The sequence below is a fragment of the Glycomyces salinus genome, from assembly GCF_016428645.1.
In the GTDB taxonomy this organism is placed as follows: domain Bacteria; phylum Actinomycetota; class Actinomycetes; order Mycobacteriales; family Micromonosporaceae; genus Glycomyces; species Glycomyces salinus.
On sequence record NZ_JAELXW010000008.1, the window covers coordinates 99071 to 117054 of the forward strand.

Here is a 17984-nt window from a genome sequence, read left to right on the forward strand (position 1 = left end):
GCGGGCGCGATGCCGAAGCAGGTCGGGCTCAGGCGCCGGCCGGTTGGGCGGCCTCTTCGGCCTCTCGGAACCGCTCGCGCTTCCAGTGGTGGAACCAGAACGGGGCCAGCGGCACGACCGCGCAGATCAGCGCGATCAGGGTCGTGCCGAATCCCCAGGACAGGCGACGGCGGATCAGGAGGGTCGCGACGACCAGGAGGACGAAGAGCGCGCCGTGGAGGCTGCCCAGGGGCATGACCAGGTCAAGGTCCGAGACGCGGCTGAGCAGGGAGCCGAAGACCAGGAGGAGGACGAAGGACCAGCCCTCGGCCAGGGTCAGCATGCGGTAGCGGAAGACGGGGTTGGCGATCATGGTGTTCCTCGCATCGAGTGGTCGCGGCGTCTCTGTCCCGCATCGTAAGCGCGGCGGCGGAAGTGTTCGGCGGTGCCGAGCGCGGTGATGTCGGGCGTCACCGAAGCGCGGGAAGACCTTCGGACGGGGCGGGGGCGGCGGGTGCCTGTCAGGTCACACCCGTTTCGAATTCGCTTGTCGAATCACCGGGCACCGGCGCATGCTGGTCGGCACGGGCCCGATCCGGCAGCAGGGTCCCCGCCTCCCCGTTGATTGGACTACCGTGACCCACCCTGCCGTGAGCGCGCCCGCCGGCACCGATCCGGCCCTGCTGCGCTGGCGCAACGCCGTGCTCGCCATCTTCGCGGCCTCGGGGTTCGCGTTCGCGAACTGGGCCGCACGCGTCCCGAACGTGCGCGACATCCTCGGGGCCTCCACCCGGGAGATGGGCATCCTCATCCTCGGCATCGCCATCGGCGCGATCCTCGGGCTCGTCGCCTCCAGCCACGTGATCGCCCATTTCGGCGCCACCGCCTCGATCCGCGGGTTCCTGGTCGCGACCGCGGGCGGCCTGGCCGCTGTCGGGCTCATCGCCGAGGTCGCGCCGGGTTTCTGGCTGCTGTTCGCGGCCTTGGTCGTGCTCGGCGCGGGCAACTCGATCGTGGATGTGGCCATGAATCTGTCGGGCGCGGCCAACGAGCGCCGCATCGGGAAGACACTGATGCCGCTGTTCCACGCCCTGTTCAGCCTCGGCACCATGCTCGGGGCGGGGTTCGGGGCGCTGACCGAGCAGGTCGGCGTCCCCATCGGGGCCCACCTCGGCCTCGTCGGGCTCACCCTGGTCGTGCTGGCCTTCTACGCGTGCCGCCACCTGCGACCGGCCGAGGAGCCGGCCTCCGAGGAGGACGGGAAGGCCGGCTGGCGCACCCGCCTCGCGGCCTGGACCGACGTCCGGGTCCTGCTCATCGGCCTGATCGTGCTCGGCATGGCGTTCACCGAGGGGACCGCCAACGACTGGCTCAGCCTGTCCATGGTCGACGGCTACGGCCTGTCCAACCCGGGAGGCGCGACCGTCTTCGCCGTCTTCGTCACCGCGATGACCGCCGGGCGGCTCTGCGGCGGCGCGGTCCTCGACCGGTTCGGCCGCATCCCGGTGCTGGCGGGCACGGCGCTCCTGGCGTTCGCGGGCCTGCTGCTGGTGATCATCGGCCCGACCGCGCCGGTCGCGATCGCGGGCGTGGTCCTGTGGGGACTGGGGGCCTCGCTGGGCTTCCCGGTGGGCATGTCGGCCGCGGCCGACGACCCGGTGAAGGCGACCGCCAACGTCGCCGCGGTGGCGACGATCGGGTACGTCGCCTTCCTCATCGGGCCGCCGCTGATCGGCCTGCTCGGCGAAGAGGTCGGGCTGCGCAACGCGTTCTTCGTCGTCCTGGTCCTGGTCGCGGTGGCGCTGCTGTGCTCGCCCGCCGCCCGCGAGCCGAAGCGGCGATCCTGAGCGAACCGGTTCTCTGAGGTCTTGCCTCGGGGTTCACGTCCCGGTACGGTGAGCAGCGAACCGGTTCGCCACCCCTCTTGGCGGGCTCCGCCCGGGGCCGTGAGCGAACTTCTCAACGACGAGAGTGAGTTGTGATGAACGTACGAGCACGGCCGGCGGCCCGGCTGCTGTGCGCGGCCGCCGCCGTCATGATGGCCCCCTGGGTCGCCGCGCCCGCGTCGGCGCAGACCGACGGGACCTTCAGAGTCGACTTCGGCGAGTCGACCGGAGACTTCCTCGGCGGTGCCTCCGGAACCCTGTACGGCCTCTACGACCAGGGGCTCCCCTCCCAGAACCTCATCGACGGCATCGACCTCCAGACCGTGTCCACCAAGGCCCAGGATGGCCCGCAGCACCCCGGCGCGGACGCGCTCGAAGTGCTCCCGGGGCTGGTGGAGGGGTCCGACGGCGACGTCTACATCTACATGACCGACATCCACCGGGGCTTCCCCTACCAGTGGCCGGGCGACACCCCCGAGGAGAAGCTCGACACCTACCTGGAGAAGATCCGCCTCCAAGCCGAGCAGGTCGCCACCCTCCCGGCCGACCAGCGCGACAACCTCGTGTTCATGCCGTTCAACGAGCCCGCGGGCAACATGTTCGGCACCGGCGAGTGGAGCTACAACGGCATCAGCTGGCTCGACGACCCGCAGTACTTCTTCGACGGCTGGGACCGCGCCTACGAGACGATCCACTCGGTGCTGCCCGAGGCGCGGATCGGCGGACCGAACTCCATCCACCTCTACGACCAGGTCCGCGGGTTCATGGAGTACACGATCCAGGCCGGCACCGTCCCCGACGTGGTGGTGTGGCACGAACTGTCCGACCCGGCGACCATCCGCGACAGCGTCGACCGCTACCGCGGCTGGGAGACCGAGTTCTTCGCCGGAACCCAGTACGAGGGCACCGAGCTGCCGATCAACATCAGCGAATACGCCTACAACTACCACACCTCGGTGCCCGGCCAGATGATCCAGTGGGTCTCGGCGCTGGAGGACTCCAAGGTCTACGGCGACATCGCCTACTGGAACATCGACGGCAACCTCTCCGACTCGGCCGTGCAGGCCAACCGCGCCAACGGGCAATGGTGGCTGCTCCACGCCTACAGCCAGATGAGCGGGCAGACCGTCGAGACCACCCCGCCCCGGCCCGGGGAGAGCTACACCCTCCAGGGCGTGGCGACCCTCGACACCGGCCTGAAGCAGGGCCGCGTCCTGCTCGGCGGGGCCGGCGGCTCGTACACCCTGGGCCTGGACGACCTGCCCACGGAGGTCTTCGGCGACACGGTCCACGCGGTCGTGCGCGAGATCGGCTGGAGCGGCCAGATCGGGGACTCCGCGCAGCCCGACACCATCGGCGAACTCGACCTGACCGTCCAAGGCGGCACCGCCGAGGTCACCTTCGGTGACCAGCTGCCCGAACTGAACGCCGAATCGGCCTACGAGGTCATCCTGACTCCGAGCGCCTCCCCGGGCGAGACCGGCGAGTCCCGCACCTCGTGGGAGGCCGCCTACGAGGCCGAGGATGCGACGTTCACCGGAGAGGGCCTGCACGTCAACGGCCCCGAGGGATCGCCTTCGAACGTCTCGAAGTTCTACACCTCCGGTTCGTACAACGTCGGCGGCATGCGAACCGGTTCGCACAACTCCCTGGAGTTCTCGGTGAGCGTGCCCGAGGACGGCACCTACGACCTCAGCGTCTTCGCCAGCTCGCTCAACACCGACGAGCAGGTGCAGGACCAGGGACCGACCAACGTGTTCCTCAGCGTCGACGGCGATCCGGCGACCGAGCGGGAGCTGTTCCTGACCCTCGGATACAAGTGGGTGGTGTGGGACCACACCGACACCACCGTGGACCTGACCGCCGGCGACCACGTCATCTCCCTGTCGACCGACGCCCTCGAGGGCGAGGGCTCGATCACCGGCGACGTCATCGTCGACAAGATCGACCTCTCGCTGGCCAACCCCGCGTACGGCGGCGACGTCTACGAGGCCGAACTGGCCGAGCTGACCGGCGGGGCCGCGCCGGTCTACCCGGAGGGGCACCAGGGCTCCGGTCCGGGCGCCGCCGAGGTGCCCTCGGGCGGCGAGGCGACCTTCTGGGTCTACTCCCCCGACGACGGTCCCGCCCGCCTGGACGTCGACTCTCGGGGCGATCGCGCCGTGGAGCTCGAGGTCAACGGCGAGCCCGTCACCACCGGCCCCGGCGGGATGGTCGACGCGTTCCTGCTCGGCGGCATCAACAAGGTGACCGTCCACGGGGAGAACGGCCTGGCGGTCGACCGCCTGGCGGTCGGAACCACCGGGGATGTCGATACGGCCGTGTACGAGGCCGAGGACGGGACCGCCTCCGGGACCGCGCAGGTCGAGGACCTGTCGCTGGCCTCCGGCGGCCAGGCCGTGGTCGGCGTCGGCGGCGAACCCGGCAACGGGAACACCCTCTCGTTCACCGACGTCGAGGCGCCCGAGGCCGGACGGTACGCGGTGACCTTCCGCTACTCGAACGAGGAGCAGTCGCCGGCCACCCACTACAACCCCGACCCGGTGGCGCGGTACGCGCTCGTGTCCGTCAACGGCGGCGAACCGGTTCGCGTGGCGTTCCCGCACTCGTTCCACGAGAACAACTTCTGGGAGCTGACAGTGCCGTTCGACCTCCAAGAGGGGGCCAACGAGATCGTGGTGCGCGGCGAGGAGAAGCCCCAGTTCGACGGCGTCAGCTACGCCTCCGACAACTGGCCGGACGTCCTGCTGCGCTCGCAGTTCGCGCCCAACCTCGACCGGATCGCCGTCACGCCGCTGTTCGGCGACCCCGCGTCGTACCGGTTGCAGTCCCATAATTTCACCGACCGGCACGTCCGCCACACGGACAACGATATCCGCCTGGAGGCCGACGTCAGCCCCGCCGAGGACGCCCGGTTCCGGATCGCCCCCGGCCTGGCCGACTCCTCGGACGGGATGGTGTCGTTCGAATCGGTGAACCACCCGGGACAGTACCTGCGCCACTCGGACTTCGAGCTGGTGCTGGCGCCCGACGACGGCACCGCGCTGTTCGACCAGGACGCGACCTTCGAACTGGTCGAGGGCCTCGCCGACGAGTGGTGCGTCTCGCTCCGCGCGCACAACTACCCCGACCAGGTCGTCCGACACTCGTACTTCGACCTGCGGCTCGATCCGGACGACGGCACGGGCCTGTTCGCCGAGGACGCGACCTACTGCCTCACCGACTGACCGCGAACGGGATAAGGCGGGCGGCTCCGGCGCGTCCATGGCCAGGTCAGTGAGCCATGAGCGCGCGGAACCGCCCGCCTTACGGGGTGGCTAACTCAATCCGTTGTGGATCGCAGCCACGAGGTCGCCGCCGGCGGTGTCGCCGGACAGCTCCCAGGAGAAGGCGCCGAGCATGCCTTGGTCGTTGAGCCAGTCGACCTTTCCGGCCACGGTCTCGGGCGTGTCGTAGCTCCACCAGTTGTCGCCGCAGTGGGCGTAGGCGGTGCCGGCGACGGTGCCGGTGGCCGGGCAGGAGTCGACCAGGACCTTGTAGTCCTCTATGCCCTGCTCATAGGTGCCGGAGGCGGGCCCGGTGGCCGAGCCTCCGGGTTCGGATTCGGTCACGCCGGTCCAGCCTCTCCCGTAGAAGCCGAAGCCGAGCAGCATCTTGTCGGCCGGTACTCCCAGCGATTTGAGCTTGGACACGGCGGTCTCGGCGTTGAAGCCGTCGATCGGGATGCCGCTGTAGTCGGTCAGCGGGGAGTGCGGGGCGGTCGGTCCGTCGGCGTCCCAGGCGCCGAAGTAGTCGTAGGTCATGACCATGTAGAAGTCGACGTACTGGGCCGCGTCGCCGTAGCCGCCGGCGTCGATCTTGCCGCCGCCGGTGCCGTCGCCGGTGATCGCGGCGGTCACCAGCTCGTTCCCGAATTCCGAGCGCAGGGCCCGCATCAGGTTCGGGTAGGCCTGCGTGCCGGAGCTGTCGCAGGTGAGCCCGCAGGCGTTGGGGTACTCCCAGTCGATGTCGATGCCGTCGAAGACGCCGTCCCAGCGCGGGTCGTGGACCAGGTCGTGGCAGGACTGGGCGAACGCGTCCGGGTTCTGGGCGGCCTCGCCGAAGCCGCCGGAGTAGGTCCAGCCGCCGAATGACCACAGGACCTGGATGTGGGGGTGCATCTCCTTGAGCTTGCGCAGCTGGTTGAAGTTGCCGCGCAGCGGGTCGTCCCAGGCGTCGGCCTCGCCGTCGACCGATTCGGCCGCGGTGTAGGTCTTCTCGATCGCCGCGTAGGAGTCGTCGAGCCGGCACTGCCCGTTCTGGACGTTGCCGAAGGCGTAGACGATGTGGGTCAGCTTCTCGGCCGAGCCGGAGGTGACGATGTCCTTGACGTGGTAGTCGCGGCCGTAGACGCCCCATTCGGTGAAGTAGGCGATGTTGTACTGGTCGGTGGGCGGGTCGACCGGGCCGGTGGGGTCGTCGGTCGGGTCGCCGGTGGGCTCGTCGGTCGGGTCGCCGCCGTCGCCGCACTCGCCGAGGTCCTCCCAGACCCCCCATTCGCCGGTGGTCCCGGGCTCCTCGCCCTGGGTCCACCACTTGGCCCGCCATTCGTGGCCGTCGTGCCCGGTCTGGTCGCCGCCGACGTAGACGGTCGAGGAGTCCCATGCGGGTGAGCAGATCTGCTGGGCGCCTGCGGTGAAGGGACTGGCTACCGCGTAGATCGCGCCGGTCAGCGCCACGGCAAGTGCCGCCGACAGCGAGATGATCGCGCGCCTTGTCTTGAGGCGTCTCAAGGCGTCCTCCCAAAAGTAAAGAGAGTTAATTGATAACTATCTTTATCTTTACCGCCGACCGGACGCAAGTCAAGGGGCGAAATGGAAATTTTTCAATACGTAAAGATCAGGAAATTTATGGACGTCACCGCCCATAGACCACCCTATGCGACGCCTCGTGGGCGCGGCGGGTCAGCCTCCGGTAGTGGTTGAGGAACTCTTGCGTGTCCTCGCCGAACCCGAGGGTCTGGGCCAGACCCGCCAGCTCCGTGCCCGAACGCGGCAGCTCGTCGCGGGCCACCCCGCGCGCCAGGGTCATGTCGTTGCGCACCCGGGAGACGAACTCCCAGGCGTCCCGCAGATCCTCCATCGACGACCGGTCGAGGAACCCGGCCGCGGCCGCGGCCTCCAGGGCCGGGACGGTCCGGGTGGTGCGCATGGCCGGCTCCTCGCCGTGCTCGAGCTGGAGCAGCTGGGCGACCCACTCGATGTCCACCAGTCCCCCGCGCCCGAGCTTGGTGTGCGCGTTCGGATCGGCCCCGCGGGGAAGCCGCTCGGAGTCGACCCGGGCCTTGACGCGGCGGAACTCCAGCCGCTCGGCCTCGCTGAGCCCGCCCGGCCGGTAGCGGATCTCGTCGGCCAGCATCTTCCACTGGTCGAGCAGATCCTCGTCCCCGGCCGAGGCGCGGGCGCGCAGCAGCGCCTGCCGCTCCCACAGCCGCGCCCGGTCGGTGTAGTAGCGGCGGTAGGCCGCCAGGCTGGTGACGATCGGCCCGCCCTTGCCCTCCGGCCGCAGCCCCAGGTCGAGCTCGACGGGAGGGTCGGCGGTCGGGGCGGTCAGCAGCGACCGCACCGACTCGACCACGCGGGTGGCGGCCTTGCGCTCGGCGTCGGTCCGGCCGTCGTGCAGGAACACGACATCGGCGTCCGAGCCGAAGCCCATCTCGCGGCCGCCGAGGCGGCCCATGCCGATCACGGCCACCGGCGGCACGTCGGTCACGTCACGCGAGGCGATGGCCAGCGCCGCGTCCAGGACCGCGTCGGTCAGGTCCGACAGGGCCAGGCCCACCCCCTGGTCGTCCAGGAGGCCGAGCAGGTCGGCGGCTGCGATGCGGATCAGCTCGCGGCGGCGGATGGCGCGCACGGCCGACACCGCCGCCGACGGGTCGGTATGCCGCTTGGCGGCCTGCCGCATCCCGGCGGCCAGGTCGTCGCGGCCGCGGGGTTCGAGGTCGGCGTTGTCGGAGAGGAACCGCAGCGACTGGGGCACGTGCAGCAGCAGGCCGGTGAAGTACCGGGAGGTGCCCAGCAGTCGCGCCAGGCGGACCGCGGCCGGTCCCCCGTCGCGCAGGAGCCGCAGGTACCAGGGGGTCGAGCCGAGCTTGTCGGAGACCTGCCGGTAGGCCAGCAGCCCGCGATCGGGCTCGGGCGAGTCGGCCAGCTCGTGCAGGACCACCGGCAGCAGGGCCCGCTGCACGGTGGCGGTGCGGCTCACTCCGGCGGTCAGCCTGCGGATGTGGGTCAGAGCGGCGTCGGGGTCGGCGAAGCCGAGGACCGCCAATCGGTCGGCGGCCTCGGACTCGCTCAGGCGCAGCTCGTGGGTGGGCAGCTGGGTGACCGCGTCGAGCAGCGGCTTGTAGAGCAGCTTCTCGTGCAGGCGGCGGGCGGTGGTCGCGTGACCGCGCCAGGCGTTCATGAACGCCTCGTCGGTGGTGTAGCCGAGGACCCGCGCCAGGTGGTGGAGCGGTTCGCCGCCGTCGGGGACGCGGTGGGTGCGCAGCAGCCGCTGGAGCTGGAGCCGGTGCTCGACGGTGCGCAGGAAGACGTAGGTGCCGGTCAGCTCCTCGCCGTCGCGGCGGGCCAGATAGCCGCCGTCGACCAGCACGGTCAGGGCCTCCAGGGTGGAGCGGACGCGCAGCGACGGCTCGCCGCGGCCGTGGACGAGCTGGAGGAGCTGGACTGCGAACTCGATGTCCCGCAGGCCCCCGGGACCGAGCTTGATCTCCCAGCGGCGCTGGTCGCCGGGCACGGACTCAGCGACCTTGCGCCGCATGTCGCGGATGTCGGCGACCACGCCGGGGCGGTTCGCCGCCGCCCAGATGAACGGCTGGACGGCCGCGAGCCATTCGAGCCCCAGCCCGAGGTCCCCGGCGGCCGGGCGGGCTTTGAGCAGGGCCTGGAACTCCCAGGTGCGGGCCCAGTCCCGCAGGTAGGCCACATAGGATTCGACCGTGCGGACCAGGGCCCCGGCGCGGCCCTCGGGGCGCAGCCCGGCGTCGACCGGCCAGGTGAAGGGCCCCACGATCTGGATCATGCGGGCCGCCCGGCGGGTGGCCAGTTCGAGGTCCCCTTCGGCGACGAAGACGACGTCCACATCGGAGACGAAGTTGAGCTCCTCGGCGCCGGTCTTGCCCATGGCGATCACTGCCAGGCGGGTCTCCCCGGGAAGCTCGGCCTCGGCCAGTTCGAGGCCGCGGGCCAAAACGGCGTCGGCCAGTCGCGAGAGCGCCAGCGAGGTCGTCTCCAGATCGGTCGCACCGGTCAGGTCGGCGGCGGCGATCCGCAGCAGGTTGGCCTTCCAGGCGTAGCCCAGCCCGGTCGACGAGGCCGAGCGGATGCGGTCCAGGCCCTCGGATTCGGCCTCGGTCAGGGCGGGCTCGACCTCGGGGTGGGCGCGCAGGAAGTCGGCAAGGGCGTTGCTGGCCTCGACGACCGCCTGTCGCGCCTGGTCGCGGTCAGGCATCGATCACCGGGAGCTCGCGCCGCTCCCCGGCCGCGATGCGGGCGAACCGCTGCATGATCGGCCGCCACGCCTCGACGATGTGCTCATCGACCTTGCGGGCCTTCTCCAGGAGCGCCTCGTCGAAGGACTCGAATTCGGCCAGCTGCTCGGGGGCCAGCTCGAAGTGGGACTGGACGCCCCAAGCCGTCTGCCGCAGGCGGAAGACCTCCAGGGCCCCGTACGGGGACGCGGCCAGGAGAGTGGCCTCCTCGGGGAGCCTCACCAGTTCGTAAGCGCGCCAGCAGATCACGTCGAGGGTCATGGGCGAGGGCCCGAACAGCAGGTCGCGTCCGGCCTCGTCGCGCTTGGCGAGCATCCGCGCGCCCTGCGGCTCGGTGCAGGGCTCGATGTCGCCGCCGAAGGCCCCGGCGAGCAACTGGGACGACGAGCACAGCGCGAGCGTGGGAGTCGAGTCGGCGACGGCGCATTCGAGCAGGCCGACCAGCTCCTCGGCCCATTCGGCGCTGCGGGTGCCGCCGAGCGCGATCAGGGCCTCGTGGCCCCCGGCGCTCTTCGGTACGGCGTCGCCGGCGTGGGGCCGCACCACGTCGAACTCCATGCCGGCCTCGGCCAGCCATTCCGACGCGCGTCCGAGCCCCAGCTGGGGGTCGTTCTCAATGACGAGTGCGGTGGTCACCGTCTCATCCTAAACGGTCACAGATTGATATAACGCTGCCGTTCGAAGGCGGTCACCTGGGTGCGGTAGTCCTCCCACTCGTTGCGCTTGTTCTTGAGGAAGTAGTCGAAGACGTGCTCCCCCAGCACCTCCGGGACCAGCTCGGAGGACTCCATGGCGTCGAGGGCCTCGGCGAGGCTGGACGGGAGCGGCTGGTAGCCGGCGGCGACGCGCTCGGCGTTGGTCAGGGCCGAGACGTCGTCCTCGGTGCCCGGCGCGAGCTCGTAGCCCTCCTCGATGCCCTTGAGGCCGGCGCCCAGGAGCACCGCGTACGCCAGGTACGGGTTGGCCGCCGAGTCGAGCGAGCGGATCTCGACACGGGCCGAGTTCGGCTTGCCGTAGGCCGGGACGCGCACCAGCGCCGAGCGGTTGGCCCTGCCCCAGGACACGTACGAGGGGGCCTCGACGATGCCGCCCTGCATCGGGCTGGAGTAGAGCCGCTTGTAGGAGTTGACCCACTGGCAGGTGATGGCGGTGAACTCGGGGGCGTGCTTGAGCAGACCGGCGATGAACGCCTTGGCGGTCTTGGAGAGCCGCTGCTCGTCGCCCGGATCGTGGAAGGCGTTGTCCTCGCCCTCGAACAGCGACAGGTGGCTGTGCATGCCCGAACCGGGCTGGTCGGTGAACGGCTTGGGCATGAACGAGGCGTGCACGCCCGAGGTCAGCGCGATCTCCTTGACGATGTGCCGGAACGTCATGATGTTGTCGGCCGTGGTCAGGGCGTCGGCGTAGCGCAGGTCGATCTCCTGCTGCCCGGGGGCGACCTCGTGGTGGCTGAACTCGACCGAGATGCCGACCCGCTCGAGCGCGAGGATCGCCTGGCGGCGGAAGTCGCGGGCGACCGAGTGGGTGGTGTGGTCGAAGTAGCCGCCGTCGTCGACCGGCCTGGGCTCGTCCGTGCCGTCCTGGAGCAGGAAGAACTCGATCTCGGGGTGGACGTAGAAGGTGAAGCCGCGGTCGGCGGCCTTGGACAGCGAGCGGCGCAGGACGTGGCGCGGGTCGGCCCAGGACGGGGCGCCCTCGGGGGTGAGGATGTCGCAGAACATGCGCGCGGACTCGCCGATGCCGCGGCCCTCGAACGGGAAGACCTGGAACGTGGTCGGGTCGGGCATGGCGACCATGTCGGACTCGTAGACGCGCGCGAAGCCCTCGATCGCGGAGCCGTCGAAGCCGATGCCCTCCTCGAAGGCCGACTCGAGTTCGGCGGGCGCGACGCTCACGGACTTGAGCGTTCCGAGCACGTCGGTGAACCAAAGCCGGACGAACCGGATGTCACGCTCTTCGAGCGTGCGGAGCACGAACTCCTTCTGCCGTTCCATTGCGCGTTCCTCTCGGTCCTGGGGCGGCAATTGTCTCACTAGTTTGTGTCCGCGACGTTAACCCGGCAGGTGGCCCGGAGGGACGCGAAGTCGGTAGATTCGTGAGCATGTTCGCAGGAACGGTGACCCGGATGTGGCGCTGGCCGGTCAAGGGCCTGCGCGGTGAGACGGTGCGCTCGGCCCGGATCGGGCCGAAGGGCATGGAGGGCGACCGGGTCCTGAAGGTCTTCAAGGCCGGGAGCGAGGGCGACATCTGGCCCCCGAGCCACCCGAGGATGCTCGGCTGGGAGGCCGCCTGGCCGGCCCAGTGCGGGTGCGAGGACGGCGTCGGCGGCACTCCGGTGGTCTACGCCCCCGGCGGGGCGGCGTGGGCCTCCGACGACCCGGGGCTGGCGGCGGCGCTGGCCGAGGACGTCGGCTCCGAGCCGCTCGAACTGCGGCCGGTCGAAGGCGCGAACGGCCGCGTCCTGGTGGTGTTCGAAGCGAGCCTGAAGCGGCTCTCAGAGGAGATGGGCCGCGAGATCGAGGTCGAGCGGTTCCGCCCCAACGTGCTGGTCGCCGCCGACGCCGAGCCGTACTCGGAGGTCGAGCTCGAACCGGGGACGCCGGTCAAGATCGGCGACGGCGAGTTCACGGTGCACAAGCCGTGCGAGCGGTGCGTCTTCCCCAGCTGGGATCCCTTCGGGCGGGAGCGCGACAAAGAGCTGCACCGGCACATCGTCCAGGAGCTCGGGAACCACTTCGGGGTGTACCTGCGGATCGCAGCAGGGGCCGAGGTGCGCTTGGGCGACCCGGTAGCGGCACACTAGTACTCGCGCCCTGAGCCGGGGATCGGCCGGCTCAGGGCACCTTCTCAGCTTAAGGCTCGGCGGCGACATATTCGGTACACAACCGCCGCGATCCCGTATCGTCCCGGTGATCAGACTCCGGTCGCGACGTGCTCGCCGACCCAGCGCCGCACGAAGGGCCACAGCGCTTCCGGGGCCGGGGCGGAGACGTCGGCGCGCGGCCACGGCCGCCCGAAGTGGTCGATGTAGGCGGTCGCGCAGCCGCGATCGGCGGCCGGGGCGAGGTCGTTGCGCGGAATGTCCCCGATGCTCAGGAGGGTTCCGGGATCGCGCCCGTCGAGCAGGTCGTCGAGGACGTCGGCCAGGCCGTCGGGCTTGCGGGCGTCGCCGACGATCCGGTCGAACAGGCCGTCCAGGCCGAGGCGCTCGAGGGAGGGCTCCAGGCTCGCGGCGGGGGCGTTGGTGACCAGGACGACCTCGACCTGCTTGGGCAGGCCCCAGATGAGTTCGCGGATGCCCTCGGGGGCCCAGATCTTGAACTCGCCTTCGGCCATCCGCTCCCGGGTCGCCTCGTAGGCGGCCTGCCGGTCGGCGTCCTCGACGCCGTATTCGACGGAGAGCCGCCGGACGGCGTTGTCGGGGTCGTAGGCGTCGAAGGTCGAGGCGGTGGTGGGCTTGCCGGCGAGGAACGCCTCGTGGGCGGCGATGAACGCCCGCCGGTCGTCGTCGGGAAGTTCGGCGGCGACCAGGTGGGCGTAATGGCCGGAGTGCTCCCAGCCGAGCCGGACGGTCCCGTCGAAGTCGAAAAGCAGTGTGGCTTCGATATTCACCAGCGCAACGCTACCGGCCGCCAGGGCCGTCCCTGGGAGGAAGGGACAGGCCTCACGGATAATCTTGGAGCCCTCCGTTTTCTAGCGGACTCGGATCCCGAGTAGCTACTTCGGGCGACTTGTTGGCCGTTGGAGCGAATCCGAAGATTGTCGCACCTGGCCCGTATGGTTTGTCACGTGCAGCTTCGTTACGCCTACCGGGTCTATCCGACCGCGCCGCAGCGCAACGCGCTCGCCAGGGTGTTCGGATGGGTCCGGACGGTTTATACCGATGCGATCGCAGCAAGAAAGGCCGCGCGCTCTGCGGGGCTGCCGTTCCCTACTACGGCAGCACTCGACAAGCTCCTAATAACGGCCGCGAAGCGCACCCCAGAGCGGGCGTGGCTCGCCGAGGTGTCCACGGTGCCGTTGCAGCAAGCGCTCAGGGACCGCCACGCTGCATACAAGAACTTCTTCGACTCGCTGCGCGGCAAGCGGAAGGGGCGCAAGGTCGGACCCCCGAGACTCAAACGCCGTTCGGCCCGGCAGTCGGCCCGATACACCCGCAACGGGTTCTCCCTGAAGCCGAACGGACGGCTGTGCATCGCGAAGGTCGGGGAACTCCAAGTGGCCTGGTCGAGGGATCTTCCCGCCGAGCCGTCTTCGGTAACGATGCTCAAGACCCCTACAGGTAAATACTTCGCCAGCTTCGTCGTGGCAATCGATGACGATGCCGGGATGCTCGACGAATCCGACGAGGAAACCGGGATCGACCTCGGGCTCAAGTCGTTCGCGGTGCTTCGCGGCGGGAAGGTCATCGACAACCCGCGCTTTTTCAAGCGCATGGAACGGCGGCTGAAGAAAGCCCAGCGAGAGTTCTCCCGAAAGCAGAAAGGCAGTAGTAAACGGGAGAAGGCCCGCATCAAGGTCGCGAAAGTCCACGGACGGACTCGGAGCATGCGCGACGACTGGCTGAACAAGCTGGTCAAGACGCTGGTGAGCGAGAACCGAGCTCTCTACGTCGAGGACCTGAACGTTCACGGCCTGTCGCGTGGCAGAGGGGCGAAGAGTGTGCATGATGCCGCGTTCGGTATGTTCCTGAACCGGCTCGAATCCAAGTCGACCCGATGTGGCAGGACGTTTGTGCGCATCGACCGGTTCTTCCCGTCCACGCAGCTGTGCTCAGTCTGCGGAGCCATGGCTGGGCCGAAAGGCCCGGACAGCCTCCGCGTCCGCCAGTGGGCGTGCGGGTGCGGCGTCGCACATGATCGGGATGAGAACGCCGAGATCAATATCCGTCGCGAAGGCAAACGGATGGTCGCCGCGGGGCTCGCGGAGACCTGAAACGCCTGCGGAGGGCCCGTAAGACCGGGGGAAACCCGGCCCGGCCCGCTGAAACAGGAACCCACCCGTAGATGGACTGCACCAGCGGCCCACAAGCCGGGAAGCCTGTCTCACTTGGGACGGGTGGATGTCAATCGAAACCGTGCTCCGGGGTCGGGAACTGGCCGGTTCGGACCTCGTCTGCGTAGGCGCGGGCGGCGTCCTGGATGACGGTGGCGGCGTCGGCGTAGCGCTTGACGAAGCGCGGGGCACGGCCGCGGCGGAGTCCGGCCATGTCCTGCCAGACCAGGACCTGGGCGTCGGTGTCGGGGCCGGCGCCGATGCCGACGGTCGGGATCGGCAGCTGCTTGGTGATCTCGGCGGCCACCGAGGAAGTGACCATCTCCAGGACCACGGCGAAGGCCCCGGCCTCGGCGACGGCGTGCGCGTCGGCCTCGACCTCGGCGGCCTGGGCGTCGCGGCCCTGGACGCGGTAGCCGCCCACAGCGTGCTCGCTCTGCGGCGTGAAGCCGACGTGGCCCATGACCGGGATTCCGGCGTCGACCAGGGCCTTGATCTGGGCGGTCATGCGGCGTCCGCCTTCGAGCTTGACGGCGTGGGCCCCGGCCTTCATGAACTTGACGGCGGTCTCCAGGGCCTGGACGGGTCCGGCCTCATAGGACCCGAACGGGAGGTCGGCGACGACCAGGGTCCGCTGCGTGGAGCGGGCCACGGCCGCCACGAGCGGCAGCAGCTCCTCGACGGTGACGGGGATGGTCGTCTCGTAGCCGTAGACGTTGTTGGCGGCCGAGTCGCCGATGAGCAGGGCCGGGATGCCGGCCTCGTCGAACAGCGACGCGGTGTACATGTCATAGGAAGTGAGCATCGCCCACTTCTCGCCGCGCTCCTTGGCCTCGATGAGGTGGCGGGCCCTGATCCGCTTGACGTTCTTGCCCGGCCCGTACAGGCTCGGGATCTCGTCGGGGGAAAGATTCTGGGACATCTTCGTGCTCCTTGTTGCTCCTCGCGGCCGGCCTGTAGCCGGTCCCCGGGCTTACTGGAACGAGACTAACGCTCTTCGATGTCCCAGAGTCTGGACCGAAAGCGGGTGTGACGAACTCCCTTCGCTACCGACCCCGGAACCGGTTCGTGATCGGCAGGCGGCGGTCGCGCCCGAAGGACTTGCCGGAGACCTTGGTGCCCGGAGCGGTCTGGCGGCGCTTGTACTCGGCGCCGTCGACCAGCGAGGCGACCCGCTGGACGACCTCGGGCGGGTAGCCGAGCCCGACCAGGTCCTCGCGGTCCTTGTCGCCGTCGACGTAGGCGGCCAGGATCGCGTCGAGGACCTCGTAGTCCGGCAGCGAGTCCGAGTCCTTCTGGTCGGGCCGCAGCTCGGCGCTCGGCGGCTTGAGGATCACGTTCTCGGGGATCGGCTCGGTCTCGCCGAGCTTGCGGGCGTGCTCGTTGCGCCAGGTCGCCAGCTCATAGACCAGGGTCTTGAGCACGTCCTTGATGGGCGCGAAGCCGCCGACCGAGTCTCCGTAGAGGGTCGAGTAGCCCACCGCGTACTCGCTCTTGTTGCCCGGGGCCAGGACCAGGTGCCCATGCTGGTTCGACAGGGCCATCACGATCGTCCCTCTCACGCGGGCCTGGAGGTTCTCCAGGGCCAGGCCGGACAGCGAGAGGTCGGCCAGGTAGCCGTCGACGATCGGCTGGATCGCCTCGACCGAGTAGTTCAGGCCGCACCGTTCGGCCAGTTCGGCGGCGTCGTCGAGCGAGTGCCGCGAGGAGTAGCGGCTGGGCATCGAGACGACGCGGACGTTCTCGGCGCCGATCGCGTCGCGGGCGAGCACGGCCGTCAGCGCCGAGTCGATGCCGCCGGACAGGCCGAACACCACCGACTTGAAGCCGTTCTTGCGCACGTAGTCGCGCAGGCCGAGCACCAGGGCCTCCCAGATCTCCTCCAGGCGGTCCAGGCCCGGGGCCAGGGCGGCCTCGACCGGCACCCCGGGGACCTCGGCGGTCTCGGACAGGACGTGGTGGACCACGCTCATGGTCGTCGAGGTGTGGTTGGCGAAGTCGGCGTCGCCGCCCTCGGCCAGGCGGAGGTCGGCCACGAGCAGCTCGGGCTCGAACCGCCGGGCCGCGGCGTGGAGCTCGCGGCCGGGGCCGACGATCATCGAGCCGCCGTCGAAGACCAGCTCGTCCTGGCCGCCGACGGTGTTGACGTAGGCGACCGGAGCGCCGACGTGGTCGGACCAGTGGTCCAGCAGCGCCCGGCGCCGCTCCTGTTTCCCCTGCTCGTAGGGCGAGGAGTTGATGTTGACGACCAGGCCGGCCCCGGCCTCGGCGGCGGCCTTGAACGGCACGCCCTCCTGCCACAGGTCCTCGCAGACGGTGAAGGCCACATCCACGCCGCCGATGCGGGCGATGTGCAGCTCATGGCCCGAGACGAACCAGCGATCCTCGTCGAAGACGCCGTAGTTCGGAAGATGGTGCTTGTAGTAGCGGAACAGGACCTTGCCATGCTGGATCAGGGCGAGGGCATTGCGGATTCCGTGGCCCTGCTGGCCGCCGACGGGTCCGTCGGCGTCGAGGTAGCCCACGGCCACCGGGAGGCTCCCGTTGCCGTCCGCGGCGATCTCGGCGGCGAGCCGGTCGAGTCGGGCCCGGCTGGCCTCGACGAAGGAGTGGCGCAGGGCGAGGTCCTCGACCGGGTAGCCGGTCAGCGCCTGCTCGCCGGTGGCCAGCAGGTGGGCCCCGGCGGCGGAGGCGGCGGCGGCCGCCTGCCGGATGAGTTCGGCGTTGGCGTCGAGGTCGCCTACGGTCGGATTGTCCTGGGCGAGGGCGATACGCAGTGTCGGCATGCGCCTATTCTTCCGCGTCCGCGACGCTTGCGTCATCTGACCAACAGAATGAGACTCAGCACGAATCCGTAGACGACGATCGCGATGCGCAGCGGCTTCTCGGGGAGCTTCTGGAATACCCGCGCGCCGAGGTAGCCGCCGAGGAAGGTGGCGGGGACGAGGATGCCGATGGCCCACCAGGCGACGTCGGCCCAGATGCCGTAGACGACGCTGGTCACCACGCCGACGATGAAGGTGCAGAAGTTCTTCAGCGCCCCGACCCGGACCAGGCTCTCGGTCAGGCTCATGGCGATCACCGCGATCAGGACCAGGCCGAGCGCGGCGTTGAAGTACGAGCCGTACATGCAGCCGAGGAACACGCCGCCGTGGAGCGCGACCGGGTGGAGGGGCCGGTCGCCGTTGAGCCTGGTGACCATGCGGTTGACCCACGGGCCCACCGCCATCAGCAGCGTCGCCAGCAGCACCAGGAACGGGACGATCGCCTCGAACGCGGCGTGGGAGGTGTTGAGCAGCAGGATCGTCCCGCACACGGAGGCGACCAGCGCGGTCGGGATCAGGCCGAGGGCGCGGCGGCCCTGGCCCCGGAGGTTGTCGCGGGAGCCGAACGCGGCCGCGGCGTAGGCCGGGGCGACCGCGATGCCGTTGGTGGCGTTGGCGTACAGCGGCGGCACGCCGACGGCGATCAGCGTCGGGTAGGTGATCAGCGACCCTCCCCCGGCGACGGCGTTGAGCCCGCCGGCGGCCACGCCGGCGAGCAGCAGTCCCGCCACTTGGAGCACCTGAATCACAGTCATCGCGCGGACA

13 protein-coding genes are annotated in these 17984 nt (G+C 69.9%); 4 read left to right on the forward strand and 9 right to left on the reverse strand.

The genetic code is table 11. The features are described from left to right. Positions 1–28: 28 nt before the first annotated feature. The gene (locus JFB92_RS03530) at positions 29–352 is read right to left on the reverse strand and encodes a DUF3817 domain-containing protein (protein WP_199034961.1); all 324 of its coding nucleotides are present in this window, start codon (positions 350–352) and stop codon (positions 29–31) included. A 277-nt stretch (positions 353–629) separates the two neighbouring features. Here JFB92_RS03530 and JFB92_RS03535 point away from each other — a divergent pair, with 277 nt between their 5' ends. Both JFB92_RS03535 and JFB92_RS03540 read left to right on the forward strand, forming a co-directional pair. Further along, the gene (locus tag JFB92_RS03535; protein ID WP_199034962.1) at positions 630–1826 is read left to right on the forward strand and encodes an MFS transporter; all 1197 of its coding nucleotides are present in this window, start codon (positions 630–632) and stop codon (positions 1824–1826) included. Positions 1827–1960: 134 nt separating this feature from the next. Then, positions 1961–5092, forward strand: coding sequence for an AbfB domain-containing protein (locus tag JFB92_RS03540; protein ID WP_199034963.1), 3132 nt, complete (start codon positions 1961–1963; stop codon positions 5090–5092). Between the two features lie 90 nt (positions 5093–5182). On the opposite strand, the gene JFB92_RS03545 is transcribed toward JFB92_RS03540, so the two are convergent. The 4 genes from JFB92_RS03545 to JFB92_RS03565 form a co-directional block, all read right to left on the reverse strand. Further along, positions 5183–6637 carry a glycosyl hydrolase family 18 protein gene (locus JFB92_RS03545; RefSeq protein ID WP_233162216.1) on the reverse strand — a complete coding sequence of 485 codons (1455 nt, stop codon included), beginning with the start codon at positions 6635–6637 and terminating at the stop codon, positions 5183–5185. A 124-nt stretch (positions 6638–6761) separates the two neighbouring features. Continuing rightward, complete coding sequence (locus JFB92_RS03555; RefSeq protein ID WP_199034964.1) at positions 6762–9359, reverse strand: bifunctional [glutamine synthetase] adenylyltransferase/[glutamine synthetase]-adenylyl-L-tyrosine phosphorylase; 2598 nt, start codon at positions 9357–9359, stop codon at positions 6762–6764. Then, positions 9352–10035 carry a type 1 glutamine amidotransferase gene (locus tag JFB92_RS03560; RefSeq protein ID WP_199034965.1) on the reverse strand — a complete coding sequence of 228 codons (684 nt, stop codon included), beginning with the start codon at positions 10033–10035 and terminating at the stop codon, positions 9352–9354. Before JFB92_RS03560 ends, JFB92_RS03555 begins: the two co-directional genes overlap by 8 nt. Positions 10036–10052: 17 nt before the next feature. After that, positions 10053–11393, reverse strand: a complete 1341-nt coding sequence (locus JFB92_RS03565; protein WP_199034967.1) for a glutamine synthetase family protein — start codon at positions 11391–11393, stop codon at positions 10053–10055. A gap of 107 nt (positions 11394–11500) precedes the next feature. Here JFB92_RS03565 and JFB92_RS03570 point away from each other — a divergent pair, with 107 nt between their 5' ends. Further along, positions 11501–12202, forward strand: a complete 702-nt coding sequence (locus JFB92_RS03570; protein ID WP_199034968.1) for an MOSC domain-containing protein — start codon at positions 11501–11503, stop codon at positions 12200–12202. A gap of 110 nt (positions 12203–12312) precedes the next feature. On the opposite strand, the gene JFB92_RS03575 is transcribed toward JFB92_RS03570, so the two are convergent. Next, complete coding sequence (locus JFB92_RS03575; RefSeq protein ID WP_199034969.1) at positions 12313–13011, reverse strand: HAD family hydrolase; 699 nt, start codon at positions 13009–13011, stop codon at positions 12313–12315. Positions 13012–13188: 177 nt separating this feature from the next. Here JFB92_RS03575 and JFB92_RS03580 point away from each other — a divergent pair, with 177 nt between their 5' ends. Further along, positions 13189–14334: an RNA-guided endonuclease InsQ/TnpB family protein gene (locus JFB92_RS03580; protein ID WP_199034970.1), complete on the forward strand. Its 1146-nt coding sequence runs from the start codon at positions 13189–13191 to the stop codon at positions 14332–14334. 130 nt (positions 14335–14464) lie between these two features. Here JFB92_RS03580 and panB read toward each other — a convergent pair whose 3' ends face one another. The 3 genes from panB to JFB92_RS03595 form a co-directional block, all read right to left on the reverse strand. Beyond that, the gene (gene panB, locus JFB92_RS03585; RefSeq protein WP_199034971.1) at positions 14465–15316 is read right to left on the reverse strand and encodes a 3-methyl-2-oxobutanoate hydroxymethyltransferase; all 852 of its coding nucleotides are present in this window, start codon (positions 15314–15316) and stop codon (positions 14465–14467) included. 124 nt (positions 15317–15440) lie between these two features. Continuing rightward, the gene (locus JFB92_RS03590) at positions 15441–17180 is read right to left on the reverse strand and encodes an NAD+ synthase (protein ID WP_199034972.1); all 1740 of its coding nucleotides are present in this window, start codon (positions 17178–17180) and stop codon (positions 15441–15443) included. A 32-nt stretch (positions 17181–17212) separates the two neighbouring features. Continuing rightward, complete coding sequence (locus JFB92_RS03595; protein ID WP_199034973.1) at positions 17213–17974, reverse strand: sulfite exporter TauE/SafE family protein; 762 nt, start codon at positions 17972–17974, stop codon at positions 17213–17215. Between the last annotated feature and the right edge of the window lie 10 nt (positions 17975–17984).